The sequence below is a fragment of the Pseudoalteromonas sp. GW168-MNA-CIBAN-0100 genome (assembly GCF_040309225.1).
GTDB lineage: Bacteria > Pseudomonadota > Gammaproteobacteria > Enterobacterales > Alteromonadaceae > Pseudoalteromonas > Pseudoalteromonas arctica.
In genome coordinates this window covers 78,551-104,623 of record NZ_JBEOOL010000004.1, presented here as the reverse complement: position 1 = coordinate 104,623, position 26,073 = coordinate 78,551, and the positions used below count along the sequence as shown (strand labels likewise).

General features: G+C 36.7%; 25 protein-coding genes. 5 read left to right on the top strand and 20 right to left on the bottom strand.

Going from position 1 to position 26,073, the window contains the following annotated elements:
• Positions 1–3 precede the first annotated feature (3 nt).
• Genes AAEY62_RS03460 through galU form a run of 10 tightly spaced genes read right to left on the bottom strand, consistent with a single transcriptional unit; the run spans position 4 to position 10,530 of the window.
• Positions 4–1,116 (bottom strand): sugar-transfer associated ATP-grasp domain-containing protein, encoded by a 1,113-nt coding sequence (locus AAEY62_RS03460; RefSeq protein ID WP_350634596.1) that lies wholly within the window; start codon positions 1,114–1,116, stop codon positions 4–6.
• 10 nt (positions 1,117–1,126) lie between these two features.
• Complete coding sequence (locus AAEY62_RS03455; RefSeq protein WP_101162804.1) at positions 1,127–2,458, bottom strand: phenylacetate--CoA ligase family protein; 1,332 nt, start codon at positions 2,456–2,458, stop codon at positions 1,127–1,129.
• The gene (locus AAEY62_RS03450) at positions 2,458–2,889 is read right to left on the bottom strand and encodes a serine O-acetyltransferase (RefSeq protein ID WP_101162805.1); all 432 of its coding nucleotides are present in this window, start codon (positions 2,887–2,889) and stop codon (positions 2,458–2,460) included. Before AAEY62_RS03450 ends, AAEY62_RS03455 begins: the two co-directional genes overlap by 1 nt.
• On the bottom strand, positions 2,876–4,087 hold the full coding sequence (locus AAEY62_RS03445; RefSeq protein WP_350634595.1) for a VpsF family polysaccharide biosynthesis protein: 1,212 nt from the start codon (positions 4,085–4,087) through the stop codon (positions 2,876–2,878). Before AAEY62_RS03445 ends, AAEY62_RS03450 begins: the two co-directional genes overlap by 14 nt.
• A complete protein-coding gene (locus AAEY62_RS03440) occupies positions 4,080–5,498 on the bottom strand; it encodes an oligosaccharide flippase family protein (protein ID WP_232785083.1) in 1,419 nt (472 codons plus the stop codon). The genes AAEY62_RS03445 and AAEY62_RS03440 overlap by 8 nt, the downstream gene beginning before the upstream one ends.
• On the bottom strand, positions 5,495–6,646 hold the full coding sequence (locus tag AAEY62_RS03435) for a VpsD family glycosyltransferase (RefSeq protein ID WP_101162913.1): 1,152 nt from the start codon (positions 6,644–6,646) through the stop codon (positions 5,495–5,497). The genes AAEY62_RS03440 and AAEY62_RS03435 overlap by 4 nt, the downstream gene beginning before the upstream one ends.
• Positions 6,639–7,184: a serine O-acetyltransferase gene (locus AAEY62_RS03430; protein ID WP_232785082.1), complete on the bottom strand. Its 546-nt coding sequence runs from the start codon at positions 7,182–7,184 to the stop codon at positions 6,639–6,641. Before AAEY62_RS03430 ends, AAEY62_RS03435 begins: the two co-directional genes overlap by 8 nt.
• Positions 7,185–7,189: 5 nt before the next feature.
• Positions 7,190–8,440, bottom strand: coding sequence for a UDP-N-acetyl-D-mannosamine dehydrogenase (wecC, locus tag AAEY62_RS03425; protein WP_101162911.1), 1,251 nt, complete (start codon positions 8,438–8,440; stop codon positions 7,190–7,192).
• A 23-nt stretch (positions 8,441–8,463) separates the two neighbouring features.
• A complete protein-coding gene (gene wecB / locus AAEY62_RS03420) occupies positions 8,464–9,600 on the bottom strand; it encodes a non-hydrolyzing UDP-N-acetylglucosamine 2-epimerase (protein WP_024609260.1) in 1,137 nt (378 codons plus the stop codon).
• A gap of 30 nt (positions 9,601–9,630) precedes the next feature.
• A complete protein-coding gene (gene galU, locus AAEY62_RS03415; RefSeq protein ID WP_350634594.1) occupies positions 9,631–10,530 on the bottom strand; it encodes a UTP--glucose-1-phosphate uridylyltransferase GalU in 900 nt (299 codons plus the stop codon).
• 297 nt (positions 10,531–10,827) lie between these two features.
• Between galU and AAEY62_RS03410 the strand changes: the two genes are divergently transcribed.
• The 5 genes from AAEY62_RS03410 to AAEY62_RS03390 all read left to right on the top strand — a co-directional run bounded on the left by AAEY62_RS03410 (position 10,828) and on the right by AAEY62_RS03390 (position 16,284).
• On the top strand, positions 10,828–11,523 hold the full coding sequence (locus AAEY62_RS03410) for a transglutaminase-like cysteine peptidase (RefSeq protein ID WP_024590376.1): 696 nt from the start codon (positions 10,828–10,830) through the stop codon (positions 11,521–11,523).
• The gene (locus tag AAEY62_RS03405) at positions 11,507–13,510 is read left to right on the top strand and encodes a bifunctional diguanylate cyclase/phosphodiesterase (protein WP_101162910.1); all 2,004 of its coding nucleotides are present in this window, start codon (positions 11,507–11,509) and stop codon (positions 13,508–13,510) included. Before AAEY62_RS03410 ends, AAEY62_RS03405 begins: the two co-directional genes overlap by 17 nt.
• Positions 13,511–13,533: 23 nt before the next feature.
• Positions 13,534–14,085: a hypothetical protein gene (locus tag AAEY62_RS03400; RefSeq protein WP_101162909.1), complete on the top strand. Its 552-nt coding sequence runs from the start codon at positions 13,534–13,536 to the stop codon at positions 14,083–14,085.
• 99 nt (positions 14,086–14,184) lie between these two features.
• The gene (locus tag AAEY62_RS03395; protein ID WP_198551838.1) at positions 14,185–15,501 is read left to right on the top strand and encodes an O-antigen ligase family protein; all 1,317 of its coding nucleotides are present in this window, start codon (positions 14,185–14,187) and stop codon (positions 15,499–15,501) included.
• 411 nt (positions 15,502–15,912) lie between these two features.
• Positions 15,913–16,284, top strand: coding sequence for a GxxExxY protein (locus AAEY62_RS03390; RefSeq protein ID WP_024590372.1), 372 nt, complete (start codon positions 15,913–15,915; stop codon positions 16,282–16,284).
• 591 nt (positions 16,285–16,875) lie between these two features.
• Here the strand turns inward: AAEY62_RS03390 and AAEY62_RS03385 are convergent.
• The 10 genes from AAEY62_RS03385 to fabG form a co-directional block, all read right to left on the bottom strand.
• Positions 16,876–18,735, bottom strand: a complete 1,860-nt coding sequence (locus AAEY62_RS03385) for an alkaline phosphatase D family protein (protein ID WP_101162996.1) — start codon at positions 18,733–18,735, stop codon at positions 16,876–16,878.
• Between the two features lie 4 nt (positions 18,736–18,739).
• The gene (locus tag AAEY62_RS03380; RefSeq protein ID WP_024590370.1) at positions 18,740–19,519 is read right to left on the bottom strand and encodes a TatD family hydrolase; all 780 of its coding nucleotides are present in this window, start codon (positions 19,517–19,519) and stop codon (positions 18,740–18,742) included.
• A 115-nt stretch (positions 19,520–19,634) separates the two neighbouring features.
• Positions 19,635–19,961, bottom strand: coding sequence for a PilZ domain-containing protein (locus tag AAEY62_RS03375; RefSeq protein ID WP_002962367.1), 327 nt, complete (start codon positions 19,959–19,961; stop codon positions 19,635–19,637).
• Positions 19,962–19,972: 11 nt separating this feature from the next.
• The gene (locus AAEY62_RS03370) at positions 19,973–20,887 is read right to left on the bottom strand and encodes a DNA polymerase III subunit (protein ID WP_024590369.1); all 915 of its coding nucleotides are present in this window, start codon (positions 20,885–20,887) and stop codon (positions 19,973–19,975) included.
• Between the two features lies 1 nt (position 20,888).
• The gene (gene tmk, locus AAEY62_RS03365; RefSeq protein ID WP_007585737.1) at positions 20,889–21,515 is read right to left on the bottom strand and encodes a dTMP kinase; all 627 of its coding nucleotides are present in this window, start codon (positions 21,513–21,515) and stop codon (positions 20,889–20,891) included.
• 6 nt (positions 21,516–21,521) lie between these two features.
• Positions 21,522–22,508, bottom strand: a complete 987-nt coding sequence (mltG, locus tag AAEY62_RS03360; protein ID WP_350634593.1) for an endolytic transglycosylase MltG — start codon at positions 22,506–22,508, stop codon at positions 21,522–21,524.
• Complete coding sequence (gene pabC / locus AAEY62_RS03355) at positions 22,502–23,317, bottom strand: aminodeoxychorismate lyase (RefSeq protein WP_024590367.1); 816 nt, start codon at positions 23,315–23,317, stop codon at positions 22,502–22,504. Before pabC ends, mltG begins: the two co-directional genes overlap by 7 nt.
• 59 nt (positions 23,318–23,376) lie before the next feature.
• On the bottom strand, positions 23,377–24,615 hold the full coding sequence (gene fabF / locus AAEY62_RS03350; protein ID WP_007585731.1) for a beta-ketoacyl-ACP synthase II: 1,239 nt from the start codon (positions 24,613–24,615) through the stop codon (positions 23,377–23,379).
• Between the two features lie 216 nt (positions 24,616–24,831).
• A complete protein-coding gene (gene acpP, locus AAEY62_RS03345; RefSeq protein ID WP_002962377.1) occupies positions 24,832–25,068 on the bottom strand; it encodes an acyl carrier protein in 237 nt (78 codons plus the stop codon).
• 250 nt (positions 25,069–25,318) lie between these two features.
• The gene (gene fabG / locus AAEY62_RS03340) at positions 25,319–26,065 is read right to left on the bottom strand and encodes a 3-oxoacyl-ACP reductase FabG (RefSeq protein WP_007585730.1); all 747 of its coding nucleotides are present in this window, start codon (positions 26,063–26,065) and stop codon (positions 25,319–25,321) included.
• Positions 26,066–26,073 lie beyond the last annotated feature (8 nt).

The following is a 26,073-nucleotide window of genomic DNA, read 5'->3' as shown; positions in this document are numbered from 1 at the left end:
CCCTTACAGTTTTACTGTATAATTTTCCATAAACTTATTTTTCAAGCCCCCTAATGCGGACTGTAATCCGTCAATACCAAATAATGTATTGATTTCAATCACTACAATTCCATTATTTGTTATAGCAATATCCCAGCCGGTTAAATTCAAAATTATATTTTTATTCGCAAGTTCTAATATTTCATTTTTAATATTTAACCAATTAGGAATTATTAAATCTTTAAATTTAAAACCGGAGTCTGGGTGCTCATAAAAACGGGATGAGCCATATTCATGTGTTGCATAATCTCTAAAAGCGTGACCGGTTAGTAAATCAATACCTATAACAAGGCCTCCTGCAGATGTATTGTCTATTTCACTACCCTTCGACCCCATTCTTAGCGTTGTAGCTATTATCTCTACTTGCCCTTGAGTATTTCTTTTTGTAATAACCCTAAGAGTGTTTACACTGTGAGCATAGACGGCTGCAATATCCAAATGTTGAGCAATGGCCTCTTCAATAACAAAATCGCCAATCAAGCCTCTTACATAACTGAAATTTAGACCCATACCTTTAATTTTATAAGTCTTGTCTTGTTTTTTAGCAATTAAAATTCCGCTACCCCCGCGCCCATTTGCAGGTTTAATAAATAATTTAGCACTATGGGAGGAGCTTAATAACTCTGCAAAACTATCGTTATTTAGTGCAATACCTTTTGAATTAAAAATGTAGCGAGTCTTTTTCTTAGCTATGACATTTGCCGTTGGGAAGTTCATTCCATCAAACAACACATCCATTACTATTTTATCTTCTACAATATTAAGTAATGCTTTAGAGTTATCATACTGCGGAAATATAATCTTATAAAAATAATAACTAGGTATAAATTGCTTCATCTCATCGATGGTCAACGTACAGTTAGCTGAGTAAAAATCATGATTGAAATATTGCAAAGGAAAACACCCCCAATACTTTTTCAATGCTTTAATTTCAGACTTAATTACAGCAATATCTTTTTTATCCGTAGATTGCTTAAAACGCTGCACATTTGCTTTGTACCTATAATTAAATTTAATTAAATAAAGGCACCGAATTTTTTCCATAACTGTATGTTTTAATAACTGTAACATTTTCATATTGCTACCTTTAAAATTCACAAATAGCTTGTCTCATTTTGCCATTTTTAGTTCTAATAAAATCATTAACTACAGTTATAGTGACTTCCATTTTATGGCCTAACCGCTCTTTAATATTAGTAATTAGCTTTAAGCGTTCAGAGTCGATAAAATCTGAATTACAAGTGACTAAAACTTCTATTTTCATTAACTCTTTTTGGATGAATTGAGTACCTAATAAACCATTAACCCCTTTAGGTATATGATTTAGTATATGTACCTTTTGACCATCTTCAGCGACTAAGTAATCGCCAACCCGACCTTCTATACTCTCAACAATAGGGAATACTCTTCCACAAGCACATGAAGTTTTATCCGATAAAATTACATGATCACCCGTTTTATAGCGTATTAATGGGTAAAGTGAATTATTGTAATTAGTGCCTATTATTTCTGCTCTTTCCTTACCTTCTTCAGTTTTTCCTGCAGGGACTAATTCTACATGGGAATAGTCTGTTAATATGTGATAACGGCCATACTCACAACTGCCAATAGCCGCAACACGTTCAAAAAGGCCATACCAATCAAATACTGTACATTTAAATCTTTTTTCGACTAATATTTTATCTTCTTTTGCCAAAGACTCCGATGAGGTAACTATCGACTTCAATACACCCGGATAATATAAATCATTAGTATCTAAGTATTTTGCGAGTGTAACTATTGAAGATGGGTATGCTTGAATTATTTGCGCATCAAAATCAGCCATTGCTTTAATATAACTAGATAAATGCTGCTGACTCATATGAAATGAAGAAAGCATAATCATGTTTTCAAAATAAGAGTAACGCCAAAATGGCGCTTTTTTTTGATTTAAAGGAACAATCATATCCCCTCTTATCCATGCTCTTTTATCACCATCCTTAAAGCCAGCCCAAGCCATCATCCTGTTGACGAATGCTTGCTCAATAACTACAGACTCCATATTCTGTAAGATTGTCAAGGGAGAGCCTGTAGTCCCACTAGTTGCACCTTTAATTATTGGTCCATTTCTTTTTGAAGATAAAAACTGGTCTTTATTTTCATTAATAGTTTTTTTATCTATAAAAGAAAAATCGTTTATTTCTTTTGCATTCGTTTTATAAAACTCAGTATTTTGGGTCGCTTCATTAATTATTTTTTTTTGCATTTTAGTTTGGTAACTACTTAATGCGTTAATATCAAAATCGTGAGTCATCAGTTCACTAGTAAGCTTTGCGCACTCTTTATTCTCACGTAGTTTCTGCCTTATGAGAGCTCTAATACTTAATAAAACATTTTGAACTAAAATAGGGCTTGATTGATATATTTTATTCGTAAACATTAATAGTAGTCCTTTGGATTAACGTTCGATTTAATTATTCTACCCGGTATACCAGCAACTACACTATTGTCTGGGACGTTTATAACTACAACGCTATTAGCTCCAACAACACAATTATTGCCAACTTTTACTTCTCCCAAAATTTTAGCACCTGTAGCTATAAAACAGTTATCACCAATAATGGGAACATTTTTCGATTTAGATTTCCCGCCAATAGTAACATTAGATCCTATGACACAATTTTTGCCGATAATGGATCTTTTATGTATTACTACCCCTATTCCACCATAAGCGAATATAGTGTTACTACCAATTTCGCACTCTGAAAAAACAGCACTATTGTGGAAAATACGAATTAAAGCATTAAATAACTTTGGTAAAAGTGGGATTTTGTTTTTATAAAACCAAGAACCTATTTTATATAACTTCATTTTTATACTTCCTTGAATAAACTAGATATAAACACGAAAAAAACAACATAATGACGGGCGTTTTAGTGGTCAATGCATTATTTGTTAACGATACCGCAAACAATACGAGCAGAGAAACCTGCATATAAATATCATTCCTCCAAACCATTTTTATTGATATTAAAAAACTAGACAGAAAAAGTAAAACAGTGCCAAATAAACCAAAGCTGACTACCCACCCTATTACATAGTTTTCTATTACATTAATACCAATATAAAACTCTATATTATTCATAATTGAAGCTGAAGCACCTAGCAGCCATTCACTGATACTTAATTGTTCTAAAATAATAAATACATCAAAACGCGCTTGTGCGCTGCCATCTATATACAGTTTACTTATAATCCGCTCACCCACTGGTGTAAGTGTAAGAATTAAGATTATTGCTATCAACGTGAGTAAAAAAAATGCCTGCGCTAATGCAAATTTAAGTTTTGACATTTTAATGCCTGCTGAAAAAAAACGCATCGAGCTTGGTAGCGTCATTATTACGAAGCCGGCCAAAAACATTCCTGCGGCTCCTCTTCCACCAAAAGCAAATAGCGCGATTAATATAACTGTAAAATAAATAAAGACAGGGATCTTCGTTTTATTTAATAATAATAAAGCTAAAGAGGCAGTAATTAATGCATTATTTAATGGATGTGTTAATAGGGCAGTTGAACGAAAATGTGAAAAGCTTGAAAAACTAACATCAACCAAAGTTTTGCCTAATATAAATTCTAAGATAGCAATTACGGCATTAATAAATAACAAATAAGCTACTAGCTTTAATAGCTTGTCTTTATGTTCGTTTGTTAATTGGCTTAAAATATATATAGCCAACAATGCAGACACTATTGTATCTATTAAATAGGCCATACCTGAAGTACCAAATCGATATAATCCATATAATACAACAATAGAAACACTCAGCGAACTTATTAGCCAAGTGCTCTTTAGTTCTTTTAAATTACCTAACGGTTTACTGATACCTTTTTTAAGCGTAAGCAATACAGTAAAAAACAATAAAACATAACTATATATATGGATTTTTACTAAAGGGCTACCGCCATCAGAAACATATTTAACACCTAAATCTTCCAGCAGATACCCGCCTAAAATAAAAGAAGATATAAAAACGAAAAACATCGCTCTATACATGGTTTGGCTATTCATGATTGCGAATCCAGTGTCGGCATTTTTTATAGTTTAATAAAACCATTACTACTAAAAATGTTAATATTCCGAATAATACATTTATGGCTAAATATAAAATTGGAATATCTATATATAAGAATTGCTTTGTATAAAAAACACTGAGCAAATAGCCCATACAAGCAGATGAGAAAATTATTTTATATACTTGTCTAGGAATGATGAATTTATAATCTTTTTTAAGTGATACAAATAAACTTAGAAAAAAAGATATCAAGCTAGTTATTAAAAAAGAGAATGCTGCACCGGTTAACCCATATTTTGGTATTAATATCGTTAATAATACTAAATTTAATAGCAATGATATTAAGCTTATTCTCGGTATATACTTAGTACTTAATGAAAATTGAAGACCATGATCTATATAATGCGCTTTTACATTCAAGATAAAAACTGCTGCACATAATATGTAAATTATAGTCGTTCCTTGCGACAAATATTCTTCGCTGAGCAGTAATTGAGTAATCGGTTGAGCTAATACACAAAAGCCTAATAGTCCTGGTAACGTAATAAACATTAGAAGCGTTAAATACTCGCTATGGGCTTTATATAATTCAGTCTTGTTATTAATTTTTTTTGTGAGTTCAGGGTAGCTCGGCAAAGCAACAACCATAAAAATTAATGCGCCTATCCCCAAAAGAATGTTCGAAATAGCCGCATAGATGCCCGTTTGAGCCAAACTCAATGAATCAGCGATAAAGTAACGATCTAAACGACTTGATATGGACGCTACGAGGCCACTTACCATTAATGGTATTCCATAAGTATAAATAATATTGGCATCAACTGAAAAAAGTTCTTTTATACTTATCTTTAAGCTCTTAAATACAATTATACCTGCTATAAAATTACTTAAGGCTAAAGCAAATAGAGCCAGTAATAAATCTGCTTTAATTATTAGAAAAAACCAGGTAAATATTATCGCCAATACAGATTGAACTAAAACAGCGAGCCGATACGGATTCAAGCGTTCCATAACTCGTGCTAACTCTAAATAAAATAAGTACAACGCTTTAGTTACAAAAAGTATAAATGTAGTAACTAAAATATTTAAACTTAATAAATCGGTTAAATACAGCCCTAAAACCACCAAAAAAAATGCAGGTATGGTACAACACAAAATTATAGAACACGCTATAGCAGCAAAACGTGAGTGTTGCTCTTTAATTTTACTTGGTAATAGACGTAGCATGCTCGAGTTGACCCACTGAGCAGCAACTGCTCTTACTATTTCAACGGTAAGCAGCATTAGTGACAACATACCATATTCAGTAGTTGTTAATAGCTTTGTATGAATACTAATTAAAGCGAAAACACTTATTGCTGCAAATATTTGAACAGGTGCATATTTTAATAGTTGTTTAAGCATCATTTAACTTCATCTATAACTTTTACATATAAATCACTGTATTGCTCAAAAATGCATGTAATATTAAATTTAGTTTCGAGAGCGCGTTTCGAGTAGTCTACGTTATGCTTTAAAACAAGATTATTAATTTTGTCGGGGCTCAACGAGTCTGAGTAATATAAAACCCCCATTTTTTCAAAGAAAGCTTTCTCATCTTCAAGTATGCCAACCTCAGTGGCAACTAGAGGCAGACCAACAGCTAACATCTCTAAAGGAGCTAAGCCAAAAGTCTCTTCGCTAGAAGTAAAAACACCTAAATCAGCATTAAGGTATTGCTCAACAATTTGGGTTTTGTTTAGCTTACCTAAAAAGCTCACTTTTCCTTCTAAGCCCAAAGAAGTCACCTGCTTTTTAAGTTGCTCAGTGTATAGTCTATCGGCGGCTGGCCCGATAATAATTAGAGAAGACCCAAGACCACTTTTGACTAATTTATTAAACAAAACGATAGAATCTTCGACTCTCTTTCTTGGTGTTAATAATGCACAGGTCACAACCTTTATTTCTTTTCGTTCACGTTTTATATAATCAGCTTTAAAATATTCTTGATCAATTGGGTTATGAACCACTTCTGGTTGAAAACCATCTTTTAGTAATGCTTTCTCTAACTGCTTACCAACAACAACTACATAATCCTTTCGGTTTTTCACTATTTTAGGAATAACTTTTTCATGTAATAAATTGTTTATTAGACCAACATTACGACGGGCTATTTTTTTATAACTATGAACAGTTACAACAGCCTTTCCTTTGTAGCCGCAGCCCAATAAAAAGCTCCAAAGATGTGTATGAACTAAATCTGGCTTGAGTAATTTTAATAATTTACGAATATGCCAATTTTGCCAGAGAATACCTGGAATTTTTAAACCAGTTTGCTTACTAGATGCTGGCAACCAAATAAAATCCACGTTATCGGCTAAGTTAATAACTTCACCTGTGTAGGATGTTTTACTCTGCGGATCGAGCCCAATGATAGTAAACTTAAAGTTCGTGTCAGAATGATTAACCAAGTATTCGGCAAACATTTGGCAAACACTGTCTACCCCACCACAGTTTTCTGTACCCCACTCATAAGTTGAGAGGGGCATAATTAGTGCTATATGTTTTTTATCCATAATACTTATTCATAATATAACGACCGGGATCATTTTGGTTTACTACACGGGAAGGATTACCTACAGCCGTTGCATTTTCAGGTATATCCTTAACCACTACTGCACCAGCACCAATAGTAACGTTATTGCCTATAACAATATTTTCTACAATACATACCATAGGCCCTATGTATACATTATTACCAATAGAGGCAGCTTTGCCGTGATTGCTGCCTATATTTACAAATTGACTGATATTGCAGTTAATTCCAATTTCTACTGATGGGCTAATAACGATTCCAGTTGCATGCCCTAAATAAAGTCCGGCGCCAATTTTTGCTTCTTTAGGTATTTGAATTTGATATTTAATTGAAAGATGAGTATGCATATATCGAGCAAAAAGTTTTAATATCGAATTACTGGAGCTAGTAAGCCTTAACCAAAATGTATATTTAAAAGATCGATTATTGTTTAACAAATTTTTTATTAATAAATTATTTGAATAACGGCCAGTTTGACGGCTTAAGTCACTTTTAATTAGCTCAAATGGAGTCATCATTTAACTTACATTATCCCGCGCGTGTCTATAACAACTTTTGAGGCAAATTCTGTTTTATCTGCTGCTTTAAATTGTTTGTGATCTACTAGCACTACTATAATATTAGCTTGCTCTAATGCTGTTTCTAATGTTGTAAGCTCTACACCTTTTGATGAAAGCTTTTCAGGTAATTCTTGTATATTAGGTTCTACTGCTAAAATTTTACCTACGTTTTGTGTGGCTAGCTCTTGTACTATTTGTAATGCAGGGCTTTCACGCAAGTCGTCAATATCGGCTTTAAATGCAAGCCCTAAACACGCTATAACTGGGCGTTTAAACTCGTCAGCGGCTTTAGCTATTTTACTTATTACGTAATGCGGTTTTGCATCATTTGTTAAACGCGCTTGTTTAATTATTTTTGCTTCGTCTGGGCAGCTAGCAACAATAAACCACGGATCAACAGCAATACAGTGTCCTCCAACACCCGGGCCTGGGTTAAGTATATTTACGCGAGGGTGGCGATTAGCTAATTTAACTAATTCCCACACGTTAATTTTAAGCTTGTCGCAAATTACCGATAGTTCATTAGCAAATGCTATGTTTACATCACGAAATGAGTTTTCTGTTAGTTTTGCCATTTCAGCTGTACGTGCGTTTGTTACGATGCATTCACCACGCACAAATGTTTCATATAATTTTACTGCTTTTTCGCTACACGTTTTACTCATACCACCGATAACACGGTCGTTAGATACCAGCTCTTGTAGTACATAACCTGGTAATACGCGTTCAGGGCAATGTGCGACGTTAATGTCGGCAGCATCGCCTTTATCTTGTGGGAACGATAAATCAGGGCGAGCTTCACTTAGCCATTGTGCTAGTTGCTCTGTTGCACCTACTGGCGAGGTTGATTCTAAAATGACTAAATTGCCTTTTTCGAGTACTGGGGCAATAGTTTTAGCTGCAGATTCTATGTAGCTTAAATCTGCTTTATGATCACCGCTTTCGCTATGGATAAATGGTGTTGGTACTGCAACCATAAATACATCCGCTTTTTCTGGAACCGTTGTGGCTCGTAAGTTACCTGTAGAAACAACACCGCGTACAATAATATCTAAATCAGGCTCTACAATATGTATTTCACCAGCGTTAATTGTATCAACCGCTTTTTGATTTACATCTAAACCAATAACGTTGATCCCTCTTGAGGCTATTACAGCTGCTGTTGGTAGTCCTATGTAGCCTAAACCTACTACTGATACTGTTTTAATTGTCATTACAAAATCCTTTAAAAAACGTTTTATTGCACGTTAAAGTGTTGTTTAATTTTTGAAATAATACGCTCACACGCTTTCCCATCACCATATGGATTATGTGCTCGGCTCATTGTTTGGTAATCAGCTTGATTTGTTAGTAGGTTTTTAACTTCATCTATAATTCGATTTTTATCGGTGCCTACTAATTTAACTGTACCTGCAGCAACTGCTTCTGGACGTTCTGTTGTATCGCGCATTACTAGAACAGGTTTACCTAAGCTTGGTGCTTCTTCTTGTACGCCGCCTGAATCGGTTACTATTATGTGGGCTTTACTCATCAGGTATACAAATGGCAAGTAGTCTTGAGGTTCTATAAGCTGTACGTTTTTAACGTCTTTTAAAATACGATTTACAGGCTCACGTACATTTGGGTTTAAATGCATAGGGTAAAGTACTTGCGCCTCTGGATGTGCAAGTGCTATTTCTGCTAGTGCTTCGCAAATACGTTCAAAACCACCACCAAAACTTTCTCGTCTGTGGCCTGTTACTAAAATTAACTTTTTACTTTCGTCTAATTCTGGAAACTTTGCTTTTAGTGTGTTTATTAATACTTTATCTGTTTTTACTTTATCAACAACTTGTAATAGTGCATCTATTACGGTGTTACCCGTTATAACTATGTCGCTTAAATTAACGCCTTCGTTAAGTAAGTTTTGCTGTGAAGTATCTGTTGGCGCAAAGTGAAGTTTTGTAATCGCACCTGTTAATTTGCGATTTCCTTCTTCTGGCCAAGGAGACCCTAAATTACCTGTGCGTAAGCCAGCTTCTACATGCCCTACCGGAATTTGTTGATAAAATGCAGCAAGGCTTGCTGAAAGTGTTGTACTTGTATCGCCATGAACAAGTATTAGGTCTGGCTTAAACTCTTCCAAAATAGGTTTTAAACCTAAAAGAATATTGGTGGTTACATCGTATAAACTTTGGCCTGGTTTCATTATGTTTAAGTCGTATTCTGGTACAATTTCGAACAGGTCTAAAACTTGATCTAGCATTTCTCTATGCTGCGCGGTAACGCATACTTTAGCCTCGAAACCATCAGTTAAATTCAATGCTTTGACTAATGGTGCCATTTTAATAGCCTCAGGACGCGTACCAAATATGCTCAATATCTTAATAGCCATTACTTTCCTTAATTTGAATAATTCAATCTATTAGTTGCTTACAGCAAATAGCTTTTTAACTTGTTGGGTAAATTCCTGACCCATTTGACTCGATTGCATTGCATATTCGACATTAGCAAGCATATAACCTAACTTAGAACCACAATCATGTGACTTACCTCTTAGATGGTATGCTTCTAGAGTTTCCAAATGGCGTAATTGTAATAATGCATCAGTAAGCTGTATTTCACCGCCCGCACCTGGTGGGGTGTACTCAAGCAAATCCCAAATAGCGGTAGATACAACATAGCGCCCTGTAATAGCTAAATTACTTGGCGCTTCGTCGTTATTAGGTTTTTCGACCATGTTTTTAATAGCAGTATTTTCGCCTGCATTTATTTTTTTACCGGCTAAATCAACCACACCATATTGATGCACTTGCTCTTGAGGCACTGGCTCTACCATTACTTGGTTGAAGCCTGTTTTATCGAATCGGTCGATCATTTGGCTTAAATTGTCAGTTTTTGAATTTGATTTATATTTATCGATAATTACATCGGGTAGCATTATCGCAAATGGGTTATTACCAACAATTGGACGCGCTGCTAATACCGCGTGGCCTAAGCCTAGTGGTGCTGATTGGCGCACAGAAATTACCGTTACATCTGTTGGCACTATTGAGCGAACCTCTTCTAGTAGGCTACGTTTTACACGTGCTTCTAGCGTGGCTTCTAGCTCAAAGCTAGTATCAAAGTGATTTTCTATCGAGTTTTTTGAAGCGTGTGTAACCAATACTATTTCTTTTACGCCAGCGGCTACAGCTTCGTTAACTACATATTGAATTAAAGGTTTGTCTACCAGAGGGAGCATTTCTTTAGGGATGGCTTTTGTGGCTGGTAACATACGCGTACCAAGGCCTGCTACAGGTAATACTGCTTTTAAAACTTTCACTTTAATTCCTTTCATTATTTTGCTAACAGCAAAAAAGGGATAACTAAAGCTGAATCCCTTTTAAGCGCTTCACAAGCCTTGTGAGATTGCTATTATACACAACACAATAATGCACTCAATAATTAAAGAGTACTTTTTGATTGTTTTTTTGTTAAATTTATGTTGCATCAAATTCGATTTCATCACACTATTTCAGTACTCCCATACTTTTTGGTGATCTACCTTTTCAAAGCTAGCAATACTATACTAGGCTTAGCTTGTTTGGTTATTTGGAAAAACAGACTTAAAGGAACATTTGTGCGTTTAGGGTTTTGCATTTTATTATTAGTGTCTTTGTTTGTATGCGCACAAGATATGCTTTTGCATTTACGCAATAGCGATATAATTGCGCGCGCTCAAAAACAGTATGGTGATGAGGGCCATAAACGCATTAAAAACTGGTTAAGTTTTATTGATGAATCGGCTGACAAAAGTGAATGGCAAAAAATCCATTTGGTGAATGACTTTTTTAATAAGCACATTAAATACAAAACAGATGATGAGCTTTGGCACCAAAAAGATTATTGGGCCACCCCGCTTGAAAGCTTAGGCGTTGGCATGGGTGATTGTGAAGATTACGTAATTGCCAAATACTTTACGTTAATAGCACTTGGGATTCCCGAAGATAAAGTACGTTTAATGTATGTACGTCAAAAAACAGTTAATCAACCTCACATGGTGCTGATATATATTGAAACTCCTAATCAAATCCCCTTTGTTTTAGGTAACTTTAATACTAAACTACTGCCCGCTAATAAACGCCCTGATTTAACACCTATATATAGTTTTAATGGCCAAGGTTTATGGTTAGCCAAATCAAAAGGGTTAGGCAATAAAGTAAAAAATAGCCGTGGTGTTTCTGCGTGGAACACCATGCTAGAGCGAATTGAACAAGGTGAGCTTGCGCCCGCCAAAAGTGATAAAGGAACACCGAGTTATGTCTCGACTTTTTAAAAATGGATTAAGTTTAAAAACCCAAGTATATGGTCTTATTATATTGATTTCGGTACTTTCGTTTTTTGTACGCGTAATTACTGACGTTGATACCACTCGCCAATACTTACAAACGCAAATGGGTAGCCACGCGCAAGATACAGCAACAAGCTTAGGGCTTTCTATTTCACCCTACCTTGAAGAAGATAGCTTAATGATTGCCCAAACCATGGCAACCGCTATTTTCGACTCAGGTTATTACAAACAAATAAAATTTACTAACGCCGATAGTAACGTGGTATTTAACCTAACAAGCCCAAAACGCGTTGAGTCTGTACCTAATTGGTTTATTACAGCAGTAAAGCTCAACGCCCCTACTATGCAATCAGAATTAAACAATGGCTGGATCATGGCGGGAGTGCTTGAAGTAACAAGCCATGTTGGGCAATCGTATTTAACGCTATGGGAGCATACTAAACGCAGCTTTTATGGTTCTTTATTATTATTAGTAGCGTCGCTTGCTGTAGCATATTTAATATTACGTGCTGTATTTAAACCTTTAAAAGCAGTAGAAAACCAAGCACACTTGGTAACGCGTAAGCGCTTTACATTAAACGACGAAATACCTGTTGCGCGCGAGCTACGTACTGTGACTAAAGCCATTAATAATATGGTAATGAACCTACAAAGCACCTTTGACTCTTTAACAAAGCAAACACAAGCACTTACCGACGAGGTATATGTAGACTCACTCACAGGACTGGGTAACCGCCGTTCGTTTGAAAATCACTTTAACTCAGTGGTTGACACCATTACTAGCGATACTCCAATCACTGCAATGATGATTACTCTCCCCTCACTTGCTAATATTAACCAAACTGTAAGTTACCAAGATGGTGACGAGCACGTACATGATGTAAGCGTTACTTTACAAAATGTAATTGGTGCTTTAACTAATTCTAAAATATTTAGACTTAACGGTAGTACTTTTATTGCTTTAGCACCATTCGATATGCAATTTTTAAATAGAACACGCCTCGATATAAATGATGCTTTTAGTAAACAAAAAAACAGCTTACACGTAAATGGTTTTGCTAACTTAGCGTTAGTAATTGTTGATAAAGGCTCGTCTATTGGGAGTGTACTTTCAGCGCTTGATACTGGCTGTACTATTGGCGATTCGGCTGTAAATAAAGTAGATAAAGATACTTTGTTTAGTGTTAAAGAGTGGCGTTCGCTTATTAAATCAATTATTGCTACTGGTGAAGTTAGTTTTTCGGTGCAGCCAGTTAAACGCACTAAATCAGAAAACAAGCAGTGCTACTTTGAGGTGTTTGCTCATTTTACACATGAAGGCGAAAAGGTTAATAATGGCCATTTATTTGCTATGGCCGAAAAGCTTAACTTAACCGAAGAGTTAGACAAAAAAATAATTCGTAACTTTGTAAATGTTAAAGAGCAACACCCAGACGATACATTTGCGTTAAATATTAGTAAAGCTTCGTTGTATTCAACTGACTTTATTGAATGGCTTACTCTTTATGCTCACACTAAACCAATTATTAAAACAAACTTGGTTTTTGAATTGCATGAAATTAGCTTACTTTATAACGTGCATGTTGCCTCTTTACATATAGATACAATAAAAGATATTGGCATAAGTGTGTGTGTTGAACACTTTGGCACTAGTTTAACCTCGTTTAGATACTTGCAAGGGTTAGATATAGAATATATAAAAATAGATGGTAGCTATATTCAAGATTTGTTAGATAACACCCAAAGCCAATTTTTTATTCAAACAGTTAATAATATTTGTCATGGCTTTGGTATTAAAGTTTTAGCTTGTTTAATTGAAAAACCTGAAACTTTAAAGGTACTTGAAGGTTTAGGTTGCGATGGCGTACAGGGCAATTTAATAATGCCCCCCTCTAAAATACTAAAAACTAATAATAATGGCGTAAATAAAGAGTTTACTTTTTGCACCGATACGCTAAAATTTTGTAATTAGATAATTTCTTAAAGGGACACAAGATGAAATCACTTTTATTTGCTAGTTTATTTGTTAGCGTATCTGCATTTGCAACGTTTCCAGTTTATGCACAATCAGACAATGATGTAATAGTACAGACTGATAACCTTAATACGTTAATTAATATTTTAAATAATGCATCTGCAGATATACCTTCTGAAGAACTACAAAAAAAATTAGTTGCTGCTATTGAACAACTATGTCAGAACACTGCTCCATTGGATTTAGACTCCCCAATAGCTAATGGAACTTGCTCGTCTGAACAACTTGATATAATAATGAATGCAGTAATTGCCGCAATTGGCGTAGATAGTCCATTTATTTCAGACTTTTTAGCTGCGTTAGTAACTGCAGGTGTTGATAGCGATGCAGTAACGCTTGCCGCGATTACTGCTGGAGTTGATGCCACAATAGCTTCGGAGGCCACTGCAGCTGGCCCAACTGAGCCTACAGCACCAACTGGCCCTGTAATTGTAAACCTACCAACAATCCCACTACCGCAAGGTGCTGGCGGTACTGGTGGCGATGCAGGTATATCTGAAGTCGGCAACTAACAGTTATCTAAATAATAATAACGCGGCCTTTGGGCTGCGTTTTTATTTTAGACCCATTACTTTAAGCTCCTACCTTTTAGCTCCTTGTTTGAGAATCCTGTGAATCGTTTTATATTTTTTTTACTATGCGCTATTTTATTTTTGCTGCCCTTACCATTAGGGAGTTACCGCCCTTGGGCAATTTTAGCAATGGGGATCTTAATTAGTGCTACCTTTTTCATCCATTTAGTTTACAGCAGTATTAATAACGATCAGCCTTTATACCCACCTTTATATTCTTGGCCCTTATTTACTGTACTCAGTATAGTGGCGGGCGTATGCGCAGTACAAATATTTACCGTAAGTGTTGACCCGTTTCAAACTAAACAAATGCTTATTAAAACAAGTTTTATGATTTTATTTTGCTGGCTATTATTTATTTATTGTAATACTGAAAAGCGTATTAAAAATTTAATATATGCAATTATAAGTGCCGGTGTGTTTCAGGCTTTGTATGCCACTTATTTAAATTTATCGCCAGATATAATTAGCCCGTTATTTGGCTATAAACATACCGAACGTGCTATTGGTACGTTTACTTATTCTAACTTTTTAGCAAATTTTTTAGCTTTATGTTTATGTTTGGGTATTGGTGTTTTAGTTAGTGAGCTAAAACGCTCTACTAGCGATTACAAACAAACATTAAAACAAACGCTTCGTGCGTGGACAGAAATACTTTTAAGCTCAAAAATAATTTTACGTATTTCGTTAATTATTATTATTGTTGCGTTAATTTTAACGCGTAGCCGTATGGGTAACTCTGCATTTTTTATTGCATTAATGGTTGTTAGCTTACTCGCGTTTTTTATTTACAGGCAAAAACCTAAAGCGTTTAAGCTACTTATAGTTAGTTTTTTTATAATCGATTTAATTATTATTGGCGCTATATTTGATGTAGAAAAAGTTAAACAGCGTATTAGCGAAACCAGTATTTCATCAGAAACCCGCGACGAGGTTGTACGTGATTCAATACCGCTCATTTTAGATAAACCTTTGTTGGGCTCTGGTGGTGGTACATTTTATACTGCGTTTCCGGCGTATCAGTCTGAGCCTTATTCGGGTTATTACGATAATGCTCATAACGATTACATACAGTTTGCAGTAGAGCTGGGTATACCCACTACAGCGACACTGGGCTCACTTATACTTTATTGTTTATGGTTATGTATAGCGACTATTAGAAAGCGTAAAACAGCGTTGTTTCAGGGCGTTGCTTTTGGTTGTGCCATTGCAATTATAGATATGCTGCTGCATTCGTTGGTAGATTACTCTTTACAAGCGGGTGCAAACTCTATGTTGTTTATGACTATTTTATGCTTGGCAATATTAAGTAGTAAATTACCCGCGTCTAAACGAAGCCGAAAAGAGCATGGTTAAATACAAAGCTAAGTAATTACCTAATATAGTGATTAGAGGCTGCGCTTCTCACGCGAGCAAGCTCTGCTTCTACCGCCGAGGTTCAATTTACGGTTAACTTGTTAGCGTGACAAGCAAAGCCTGTAATAAGTAATTTATGCACTAAGAGGTTAAGAGGCGCTGCGCTTTTAGAGAAGGGAATGAACACAAAATGCAGTTTTGCTGGTATTCTGCCTTTTCATCTACCCCCTCTTTGTGCAAATAGACCTTTGATTGATTTTATTAGTAAATAGATCAACAAACGAGTGACAACTTAATAGATTGCTTCATATAGTCTTCAATTTTGCTATTTTATTTGTACTACACTTAATTCTTATTTTAAAACTGTTTCTTAGTTAATTAAATGCTTGTAGATTAAGCAAAAGGATACCTATGGATACTGATACATTAACAAAAACGGTAATAGGTTGCGCTATAGAAGTACACAGGAATTTAGGGCCTGGCTTATTAGAATCAAGTTACGAAGCTTGCTTAATATATGAATTAAGTAAAATTGGCTTATCTGCTAAAAACCAAGTTGAGCTACCGATATATTATAAAGATCAATATATAAATACAGGTTACCGGTTAGATATTTTATTGCCTAATAAATTAATAATTGAACTAAAGGCGGTTGATAAGCTTCTTCCAATTCACTCTGCACAATTAATAACTTATATGAAACTTTCAGAAATAAGTACTGGTTTACTAATAAACTTCAATGTTCTAAAGCTAGTCGATGGCATAAAGCGCTTTAATTCATAAAAATTATTTACTTAGGTTTTAAGTCGTTATCCAAAGGGCTATAAGTAACTGTACATTAAATTTTTAAGCGATTTATTCACAAAGAGATTATGAGGCGCTGCGCTTTTAGAGAAGAAAATAAACACCGAAACTGTATTCTGATTGGCATTGTGTCTTCTCATTTACTCCTCTTTCGCTTCTCTTTGTGCAAATAGATTTTTAGCTGATTTTTAAATAAATTAAGCGTTGCTTTCGTAACAACCTTACCCCGTGTAAGTAATTTATTCACTAAGAGGGTATGAGGCGCTGCGCTTTTAGAGAAGAAATAAAACCGATAATATATCCTGATTGGCATTATGTCTTCTCATTTACTCCTCTTTCGCTTCTCTTTGTGCAAATAGGTTTTTAGCTGGTTTTTAAATAAATTAAGCGTTGCTTTCTTAACAACCTTACTCCGTAATTAGTAATTTATTCACAAAGAGGTTATGAGGCGATGCGCTTTTAGAGAAGAAAATAAACACCTAAACTGTATTCTGATTGGCATTGTGTCTTCTCATTAACTCCTCTTTCGCTTCTCTTTGTGCAAATAGGCCTTTAATTATTGATTAAAAATTACTGTTCTTCTAAATCAAACTCAGTTAAATGACCATCGCCGTGTATAAGCTGGTAGCGGGCTAAATTTCCTTGTTCTAGTATTATTAAACTAATAGCTGAGTCGCTTACTAAGTATTTTTGCCCTTCACCTATGGTTTGATGCTTATCTACTTCCATATGCCAGCGTTTGGTAAAAAAGTTTAAGGGACTTTTTGGGCCGTATAGAATTGAATCTAGTTTATCGAGTATGTTTATTAACTTACGCGGAAACTCGTTTTTAATACCGCTGGCGGTAAGTTGCCAAATTCGATTGGGATGATCGCCAAAACGCTTTTGCACCGAAAAGCAAAATGAGTAATGCACGTCTCCCGATAAAATAAGGGTTTCGTTTGGGGTGTCGGTTCGTCTAAAAGTATCGAGTAGCTTTTTGGCTGAACCTTCGTGCGCCATCCAGTTTTCTACGTCTACCATGAGTGGTTGGCCACATATGTTAAACATGGCTTGAATGGCTTCTATTGATTTAACACCAAATACAGGAGCTGGCGATACAATAATAACTTGGTCGTGGCTTAATAGGCTTTCCTCAAGCTCTGTGAGGCGTTCCCAATCAAGTAGACCTGACGGCTCATTAAAGTTTTGCTCATTTCGCCAGCGATGCGTGCGCGTATCAAGCACCACTACTTTGGGTATTGTAGTAAGTTCGTAATGCCAAAAGCTAAAGTCGTTTAATGGTTTATCAAATGCTTTAAACTGCCATAAATTATTAGCAGTACGGCTTTGCTTAAAAGGTGTCAGTAGCTCGCCTGTTTTATTTAGTGCATCGTTCCCCATTCCCTGAAAAAGCCAATAACTAATTAAACCGTTATTAATGATTCGTTTACTACTTGGGTTTTCATTTATAGCTTGCTCCCACCCAGCGGTGAGGTTCCAATCATCGGTTACATCGTGATCGTCAAACATCATTAGCGTCGATACATTGGCAAACAACCGCTCTACTTCACTTAAGCCTTTTGCATAATCAATCAATGCTGTTTTTTCAGCGTTAAAAATAGTTTTGTTTTGCTCGCTTTGACCTAAATACGTTGTTTTTTGTATATCGACGCATTGCCAAGCAGCAGCACTAAAATTTAATAAATAAAGTGCTATATATTCTTCAAAATGGATGAGGTGGTTATACGCTTTAACACTTGAAAAGTGAGGTTCGTCTTTTTTTAGCCAATAACCTATACCTAACTTTGAGCGTTTTTGCCACGGCGTTTTTGGTAAGAACAAATGGCGATTATAAAGTTGCTCATTTATGTCGGCGGGTAGCTCAATGGCAAGTGGTTGCTCTTTATAGATACCTAACGCTTTAATTAACTGATGAATAGCTAATAACATGGGCCCTGCTACATCATCGGCATAAACCTGATCACCGCTCAGTAATAATAACTGTGCGCCTTGGTTATTATTACCGCGCTGAGTATTTTGCCAGTGACTTGCAGACACTAAGCTGTCTTTTGCTGGATGATGTGCATTACGGCACGAGCCATGCAAAATATCGCTGAGTTTATTAGGGATTACAAATGCAGGCGTTGTTTGATTGCTATAGCACCAAGGCGATAAATCCATTGCTGTATCGTCAATTACAAGCTTATAGCTTAATAAGCTATCGACAGGGAGTTTGTTGTCTATTGGCTTTATAATGACGAAATGCAGGTATAAATGTTCGCCTAAAGAAACAGTGTGTTGATCGCTATAACATTCATGATTTATAAGTGTAATTTGGCAATTTGCAGGCTTGGAGGTAGCAAACTGAATGCAGACTCCAGTTTGATCTGCACGGCGCACCATTGGCCCCATTAGTAAAATAGGAAGGTTTGCCGTGTGAGAAATCATGTATTTAGCCTTTAGCTGCTAATTTAAATAAAGAATAAAAGTTCTCGGTAGTGGCTTTAGCCAGTTCATTAAAGCTAATGCCTTTAAGCTCGCTAATGTAATAAGCAACATCTTCTACGTACGCTGGCTGATTTGTTTGCCCACGATACGGTACCGGTGCTAAATAAGGCGAGTCGGTTTCTATTAGTAATCTATCTAGCGGTATTTGTTTTACTACTTCTTTTAGCTCAATAGCATTTTTAAAGGTCACAATGCCCGAAATAGAAATATAAAAACCCATGTCTATCGCTTTTTTAGCCATATCCCAGTCTTCAGTAAAACAATGTAGTACACCACCGCAGTTTTCGGCCTTGTGCTCACGCATTAAATTAATGGTGTCGGCGCGAGCATCACGAGTATGAATAATTAACGGTTTTTGTAATTCGTTAGCTACTTCAATATGTCCAACAAAACTTGCTTGCTGCACTGCGTGAGTATCTTTTGAATAGTAGTAATCAAGGCCCGTTTCGCCAATAGCGACGACTTTTTCGTGTGAGGCTAAGTCGATTAGTTGCTGTTTATTAAGGGCGTCTTTTTGATCAAGTGGATGTACACCGCATGAGGCTGAAACATCGTCGTAGTGCTTAATTTTATCGAGCATGCTTGGAAACTGATCAAGCGTTACGCTTACACATAAAAAGTGCTCTATTTGCTTTTCACGCGCTTTATCAAGAACTTGGTCAAGGTTTAAGTCTAATTTATCAAAATCAAGACGATCTAAATGGCAATGAGAATCTACAATCACTATAAGGCCTGTATTATGTTCAGGGTTTAAATTTGTTCGTTTAATTTATTATGTTAGAAATTAAAAGAACCCAATATAGGGCGGCGTTAATCTCAATGAAAAACCGACCCTATAACTACATGGTATATGTTTGATCGCCTGAGTTTAACATAGTCCCAAGTAGCTTTTCGATTTTAGCGTTTAGGTTTGTTTTATCGTCTAAAAAGCTAATACCAATACCTGGAGGGTTAGAGCTTTGTGCCCCTTGTGGCGTGATCCACGACACTTTACCTGTTACTACATCATCTTCTAAGGCATCGGGCAAGGTAACTCTAAGCGCTAATGAATGCCCTGCTTCGTAACGCATATTAGTGCGTACAAATAAGCCACCTTTTTTTAAGTAAGGCATATAACAACGGTATAACTCGTCTAAATCGTCTATGTCTACTAGTAGTTCTTGCATGATTAATCCTTTTAAGAATTTCGCAATGTGTATGCTAATCGTGATACAGCAAGCGGTAAATTAAGGCCAAGTACTTGTGTGTTATTTTGTAAAAACTCGCCTAATGCATTTTGCGCACTTTGATAAGCGTCAAAACTCATACCTTGCAGTAATTGCTGCTTTAGTTGCACGCTTAAAAACAAAGTAAATATGCGAACAAGTTCAGGCTGTTTATTTATTATATCGACTAACGCTTTGAAATTATGGCTTTGTTTAAACTCAGTTGCAAACTTATAAAGTGTATCAATATTTTTTAGCTGGTCTTGCTGTTGCCAATGCTTTACTTGCAGCGGTTGGTTATAAAAAAGTGCTAGCCAACTATAGTTAGGAATATCTAATGTTTCTAGCCATTGCTGAGCAAGTGCTGTATTTGTTATTTTTACGTCACTTTTAGCGCATCGACTTAAAATAGTTGCAGGGAGCTGTGCTGGTTGACTTGTAGTTAATATTAAAAAGCGGCTATTAGTTGGCTCTTCAAGTGTTTTTAATAATGCGTTAGCTGCTGCTGTGGTCATTTTTTCGCAATTTTCGATTATCGCGACTTTATTGCCATTTTGCGCTGCTGAGTGGTTCATAAAATCACTAATGCCGCGTATATCATCTACGCCTATGCTTTGCCCATCAACTTGCGTTAAGCGCTTGTCGGGATGAGTACCCGCAAGAGTAAGTAAGCAGCTTTTACAGTGTCCGCAAGGTTTTAGCATACTGTTTTGCGCAGCTACCTGCTTAGCTATATTTTGGCATAACAAAGCATTACCAAGCTCATCACTTAACTCAAACTTACCTACGCCAACAGGCCCACAAAATAATTGCGCATGATGAAAACGCTCTGCACGATAACTTTGCGCTAAACGTGCTTGGGTATCATGTAGCCACGGCAATGGCATATTATTTTAGGCCTTCAAAAAATGAATGCAGTACATTGGTTATATCGCGATGTACTTTATCAATACTTTGGTTTGCATCGACCGTTTTAATTGTGTTGTCGTCATTAGCAAGTTCAACATAACGCATACGTGTACGCTGAAAAAACTCAATGGCTTCTTGTTCAATACGGTCAAGCTCACCACGTCCTTTTGCACGTTCAAGGCCTATCACTGGATCAATATCAAGGTAAATAGTTAAATCAGGCTTTAAGCCCTTTAATACCATTGACGAAAGTGAAGCTAATGTATTTGAGCTAATACCACGCCCGCCACCTTGATACGCCTGAGACGATAAATCATGACGATCGGCAAGTACCCACTGGCCTTTATCAAGCGCTGGGGTAATAACATTGTGCATTAACTGCGAGCGTGCTGCGTACATAATAAGCAACTCGGTTTCAAAGGCAATTTCTTCTTCGTGCTCTGCTTTTACAAGCGTACGAAGCGATTCAGCCAATGGCGTGCCGCCAGGTTCGCGGACGTTAATGAAGTCTATTTTTTGTTTGTTTAAAAAGTCTTGGCATAACGAAATCGCGGTTGATTTACCTGCGCCTTCTAGCCCTTCTATTACTATAAATTTTGATTTCATAAAATATTAATTCTTTTTATTTAATATATACGTTTTAACTGCCGCGTTATGCTGCTTTAACGTGGTTGAAAATTGGTGGCTACCATCGCCTTTTGATACAAAGTAAACGTATTCACTTTGTGGCGGATTAACTGCAGCTAAAATAGCGGCTTTTGATGGCATTGCAATCGGTGTTGGTGGTAAACCATTAATACGGTACGTATTGTAAGGCGTATAATCGCGTAAATCTTTGCGTTTAATATCGCCATCAAAATCAGCACCTAGCCCATATATTACGGTTGGATCGGTTTGCAGGCGCATATTGGTGTTTAATCGATTAACAAACGCTGATGCAATTAACGGACGCTCGCTGGCAAGGCCTGTTTCTTTTTCAATAATTGAAGCCATTATAAGTGCTTCGTATGCTGTTTTGTAAGGTAGATTAACAGCGCGTTGCTGCCATGCATCGTCTAACGTTTGCTGCATTTTTTGCGCTGCACGTTTTAATACACTACTTGCAGTATCGTTATTATGATAATGGTAAGTGTCGGGAAATAACCAGCCTTCTAAGTGCGTATTATTGTCCAGTATTTGTGTACTTAGCTCATCACTTTTTAAATCGTTTTGTAAATTATCGGCTTTTTTAATAGCACTTAGTACTTCACGTAAGTTTTGCCCTTCAATTATGGTAAAACTAAAGTTGATTTGCTGGCCTTGATTAATTTTTTTTACGTTGTTGATAACGCTATCGGCTGTTAGCTCGTAAAGGCCCGCTTTTAAGTCGGTAAGTGTGGGATCTAATTTGGCAATTACTTGATAACGCCAGCAGCCTTCCACCCAGTTATTAGCTTGCCACTGTTGACAGAGCTTATTAAAGCCAGTGCCATGCTTAACTTCAAATTGTGTGTTTTCAGTTACTTTTAGCGGGCTATTTATTGTTGCTTGTAATTGCTGGTAACCAATAGCAGTGGTTATAACAGCTAAAAAAAGTACCAATAAAATAACTTTTAACACTCAGCCTCCTTGGCTAATAATTTAGTTAGTAATGCGTGGCTGTCGTCTGTATTAAATATCTGTTGCTCAATACTTTTAACAGGTACTGCTCCCATTAAGCTATTACACACAAATACGGCGTCTGCTTGGATTAAATCTTCTACTTTCACGCGTTTAAATTCAACAGGCAATTTATCACATAACGATTGTAGATAAACGCCCTTTATTCCGCACTCATCAAGCAATGGCGTAAACACACGCTTATTTTTAATCGCAAAAATATTAGCTGCAGAAGCTTCAATTACATTGTTATTGTAATCAAGCACTAACACATCGTCGCAGTTTTGCGTTTGCATCGCTTTTTTAATTAGCACTTGTTCAAGTCGGTTTAATGTTTTAAGGCCCGCTAAATATGGCTGTGCTGCTAATTTAATCGGGCTTATTTCGAGATTTACACCTTTTTTAGTAAGCGCTTCGTAATTACTAGGGTAGTCCAACACACTCAATAAAATAGTGACATTACACTCACTTGGCAGCCCATAACCACGTCCGCCTTCGCCTCGCGTTACAAGTATTTTAAGCACGTTTAGTGGTGCAGCGTTTATATGCAAAGCAATTTGATTTTCAAGGCTATTAAAGTCTAACTCAGGAAAACCCAAACGCTGTGCGCATTCAATCAAACGCGCTTTATGATGAGCCCAATACTGTACTTGCCCATCAACAACCTTAGCGGTTGTAAAAAAGCCATCACCATAATTTAAGCCCCTGTCACGCGTGCTTAAAGTGCTGTTTTGATCTGCTGCTATTATTGTTTGCATTTTGTTTGGCATATAAAAAAAGCCCAGTTAAACAACTGAGCTCTTATAATTTGATTCGTTGTTAAAAAAGATTATACCTTTTTAAATAGCAACGAGCCATTAGTACCACCAAAACCGAACGAGTTACACAGTGCAAAGTCTAACTTTGCATCACGTGCAGTGTGTGCAATATAATCTAAGTCGCACCCTTCGTCTGGGTTATCAAGGTTGATAGTTGGCGACACTTTTTGATCTGTCAGCGATAAAATCGAAATAATCGATTCAACCGAACCTGCAGCACCTAACAAGTGACCCATCATCGATTTAGACGAGCCTACCATTACATCTTTAGCTGCATTACCAAAAATTGACTTAACAGCGGCAGTTTCTGCTTTATCGCCTGCATTTGTAGATGTCCCGTGTGCGTTAATGTAACCAATTTGCTCAGCGTTTACTTGCGCATCGTTTAGTGCGTTTTGCATTGCAAGGGCAGCACCCGCACCATCCTCTGGTGGTGATGTCATATGGTACGCATCGCCACTCATACCAAAGCCTACTAGCTCAGCATAAATTTTAGCACCACGTGCTTTAGCATGTTCGTACTCTTCAACTACAACAACACCTGCACCATCAGAAAGCACAAAGCCATCGCGGTCTTTATCCCAAGGGCGAGAAGCCGCTTGTGGATCGTCGTTACGTGTTGAAAGTGCACGTGCAGCATTAAAGCCACCCATACCAATTGGGGTACACGCTTTTTCTGCACCGCCAGCAACCATTGCATCTGCATCACCGTAGGCAATCATGCGCGCTGCATGGCCAATATTATGCAAACCAGTAGTACAGGCAGTTACAATTGAAATATTTGGACCACGAAGTCCATGCATCATTGATAAATGACCTGAGATCATATTAATAATGGTAGACGGCACATAAAATGGCGATAACTTGCGCGGACCACTATTTAATAGCTTAATGTGGTTTTCTTCAATTAACGTAAGCCCACCAATACCTGAACCTACAGCTACACCAATGCGTGCTGCGTTTTGCTCAGTGATTTCAAGGCCTGAATCTTTAAAGGCTTGAACACCCGCTGCAATGCCGTACTGAATAAACAAGTCCATTTTTTTAGTATCTTTCGCTGACATGTATGCAGTTGCATCAAAATCATTTATTAAACCAGCGAATTTAGTACCAAATTTTGATGTATCAAAGTGCGTTATTGTTTGAATGCCACTTTTACCATCTAATAAGCCTTGCCAGGTTGATTGAACATCATTACCTAGCGGCGTCAACATTCCTAAGCCAGTTACGACGACTCGACGTTTAGCCACGGTTTGCCTCCAATAAGGGATATTTTACAAGGGGATGATCATACCCAAGCTACCTCAAAGTGCTAGTCCCAAAATAGATTAAAAACGCATAACACAATCAAAATTAATTTTTAACTAAAATTGAGCATAGAGATTTAAGTTTTGAATCACGAACTTTGAGGTGGTTTGGATATAAAAAATTAAAGGCAGCGGATGCTGCCTTTAACGTGCGATTAATTACTCAGCGTGTGCTGTAACGTAATCGATAGCAGTTTGTACTGTAGTGATCTTCTCAGCTTCTTCATCTGGGATCTCAGTATCAAACTCTTCTTCAAGAGCCATTACTAGTTCAACAGTATCAAGAGAATCTGCACCTAGGTCATCTACGAAAGAAGATTCATTTTTAACTTCTTCTTCTTTAACACCTAGTTGTTCAATGATAATTTTCTTTACGCGTTCTTGGATATCGCTCATTCTTCTTTCCTTTATTAAAAACGCCAATGCGTTATTTTCAGATTGCGGCGTAGTTTACGCCGCATAATTCTCTGATTCAATGATTTGACCATAAATAATTGTCTGGTCAAACCTCTGAGTGTGTGTTTTGTCTTTTATCGCTTATTTTCGCAGCGATTTCAAGTATGTTTAAAGCAAGTTCACAAATAATTCAATGTTTTTGAGGTAACTTACTTAACTTTATCAAGTAGCAATCTAGATACAATGGCGATTAAACCATGTACATCGCGCCATTTACATGCAAAGTTTCGCCTGATACATACGCAGCCGCGTCAGATGCTAAATAACATACTGCAGCAGCAATTTCGTCTGGTTGGCCTAAACGCCCTGCTGGAACATTTGCAAGTGTTGCAGCTTTTTGCTCATCAGTTAAATTATCAGTCATGTCTGTTTGAATAAAACCAGGAGCGATTACGTTAACTGTAATACCACGTGATGCAACTTCGCGCGCAAGTGACTTAGAAAAACCAATTACACCTGCTTTAGCCGCTGCATAATTAGCTTGACCTGCATTACCCATAGTACCCACTACTGAGCCAATGTTAATAATACGGCCTTTCTTTTTCTTCATCATTGGACGAAGTACCGCTTTAGATAAACGGAAAACTGAGCTTAAATTAGTGTCGATAATATCGTCCCACTCAGTTTCTTTCATACGCATTAATAAGTTATCGCGTGTAATACCTGCGTTATTTACAAGTACGTCAATATCGCCTAAATCAGCTTTTATTGCAGCAAGTGTTGCTTCAATAGATGCAGGATCGGTTACGTTTAATGCATAACCTTTACCATTGTCACCTAGGTATTCACTGATTTTAGCAGCGCCTGACTCACTTGTCGCAGTACCTGCAACTTTTGCACCTTGTGCAACTAATGTTGTTGCAATTGCTTTACCAATACCACGGCTGGCGCCAGTAATTAGGACAATTTTGCCCTCTAATGAAAATAAATTAGACATTTTATATA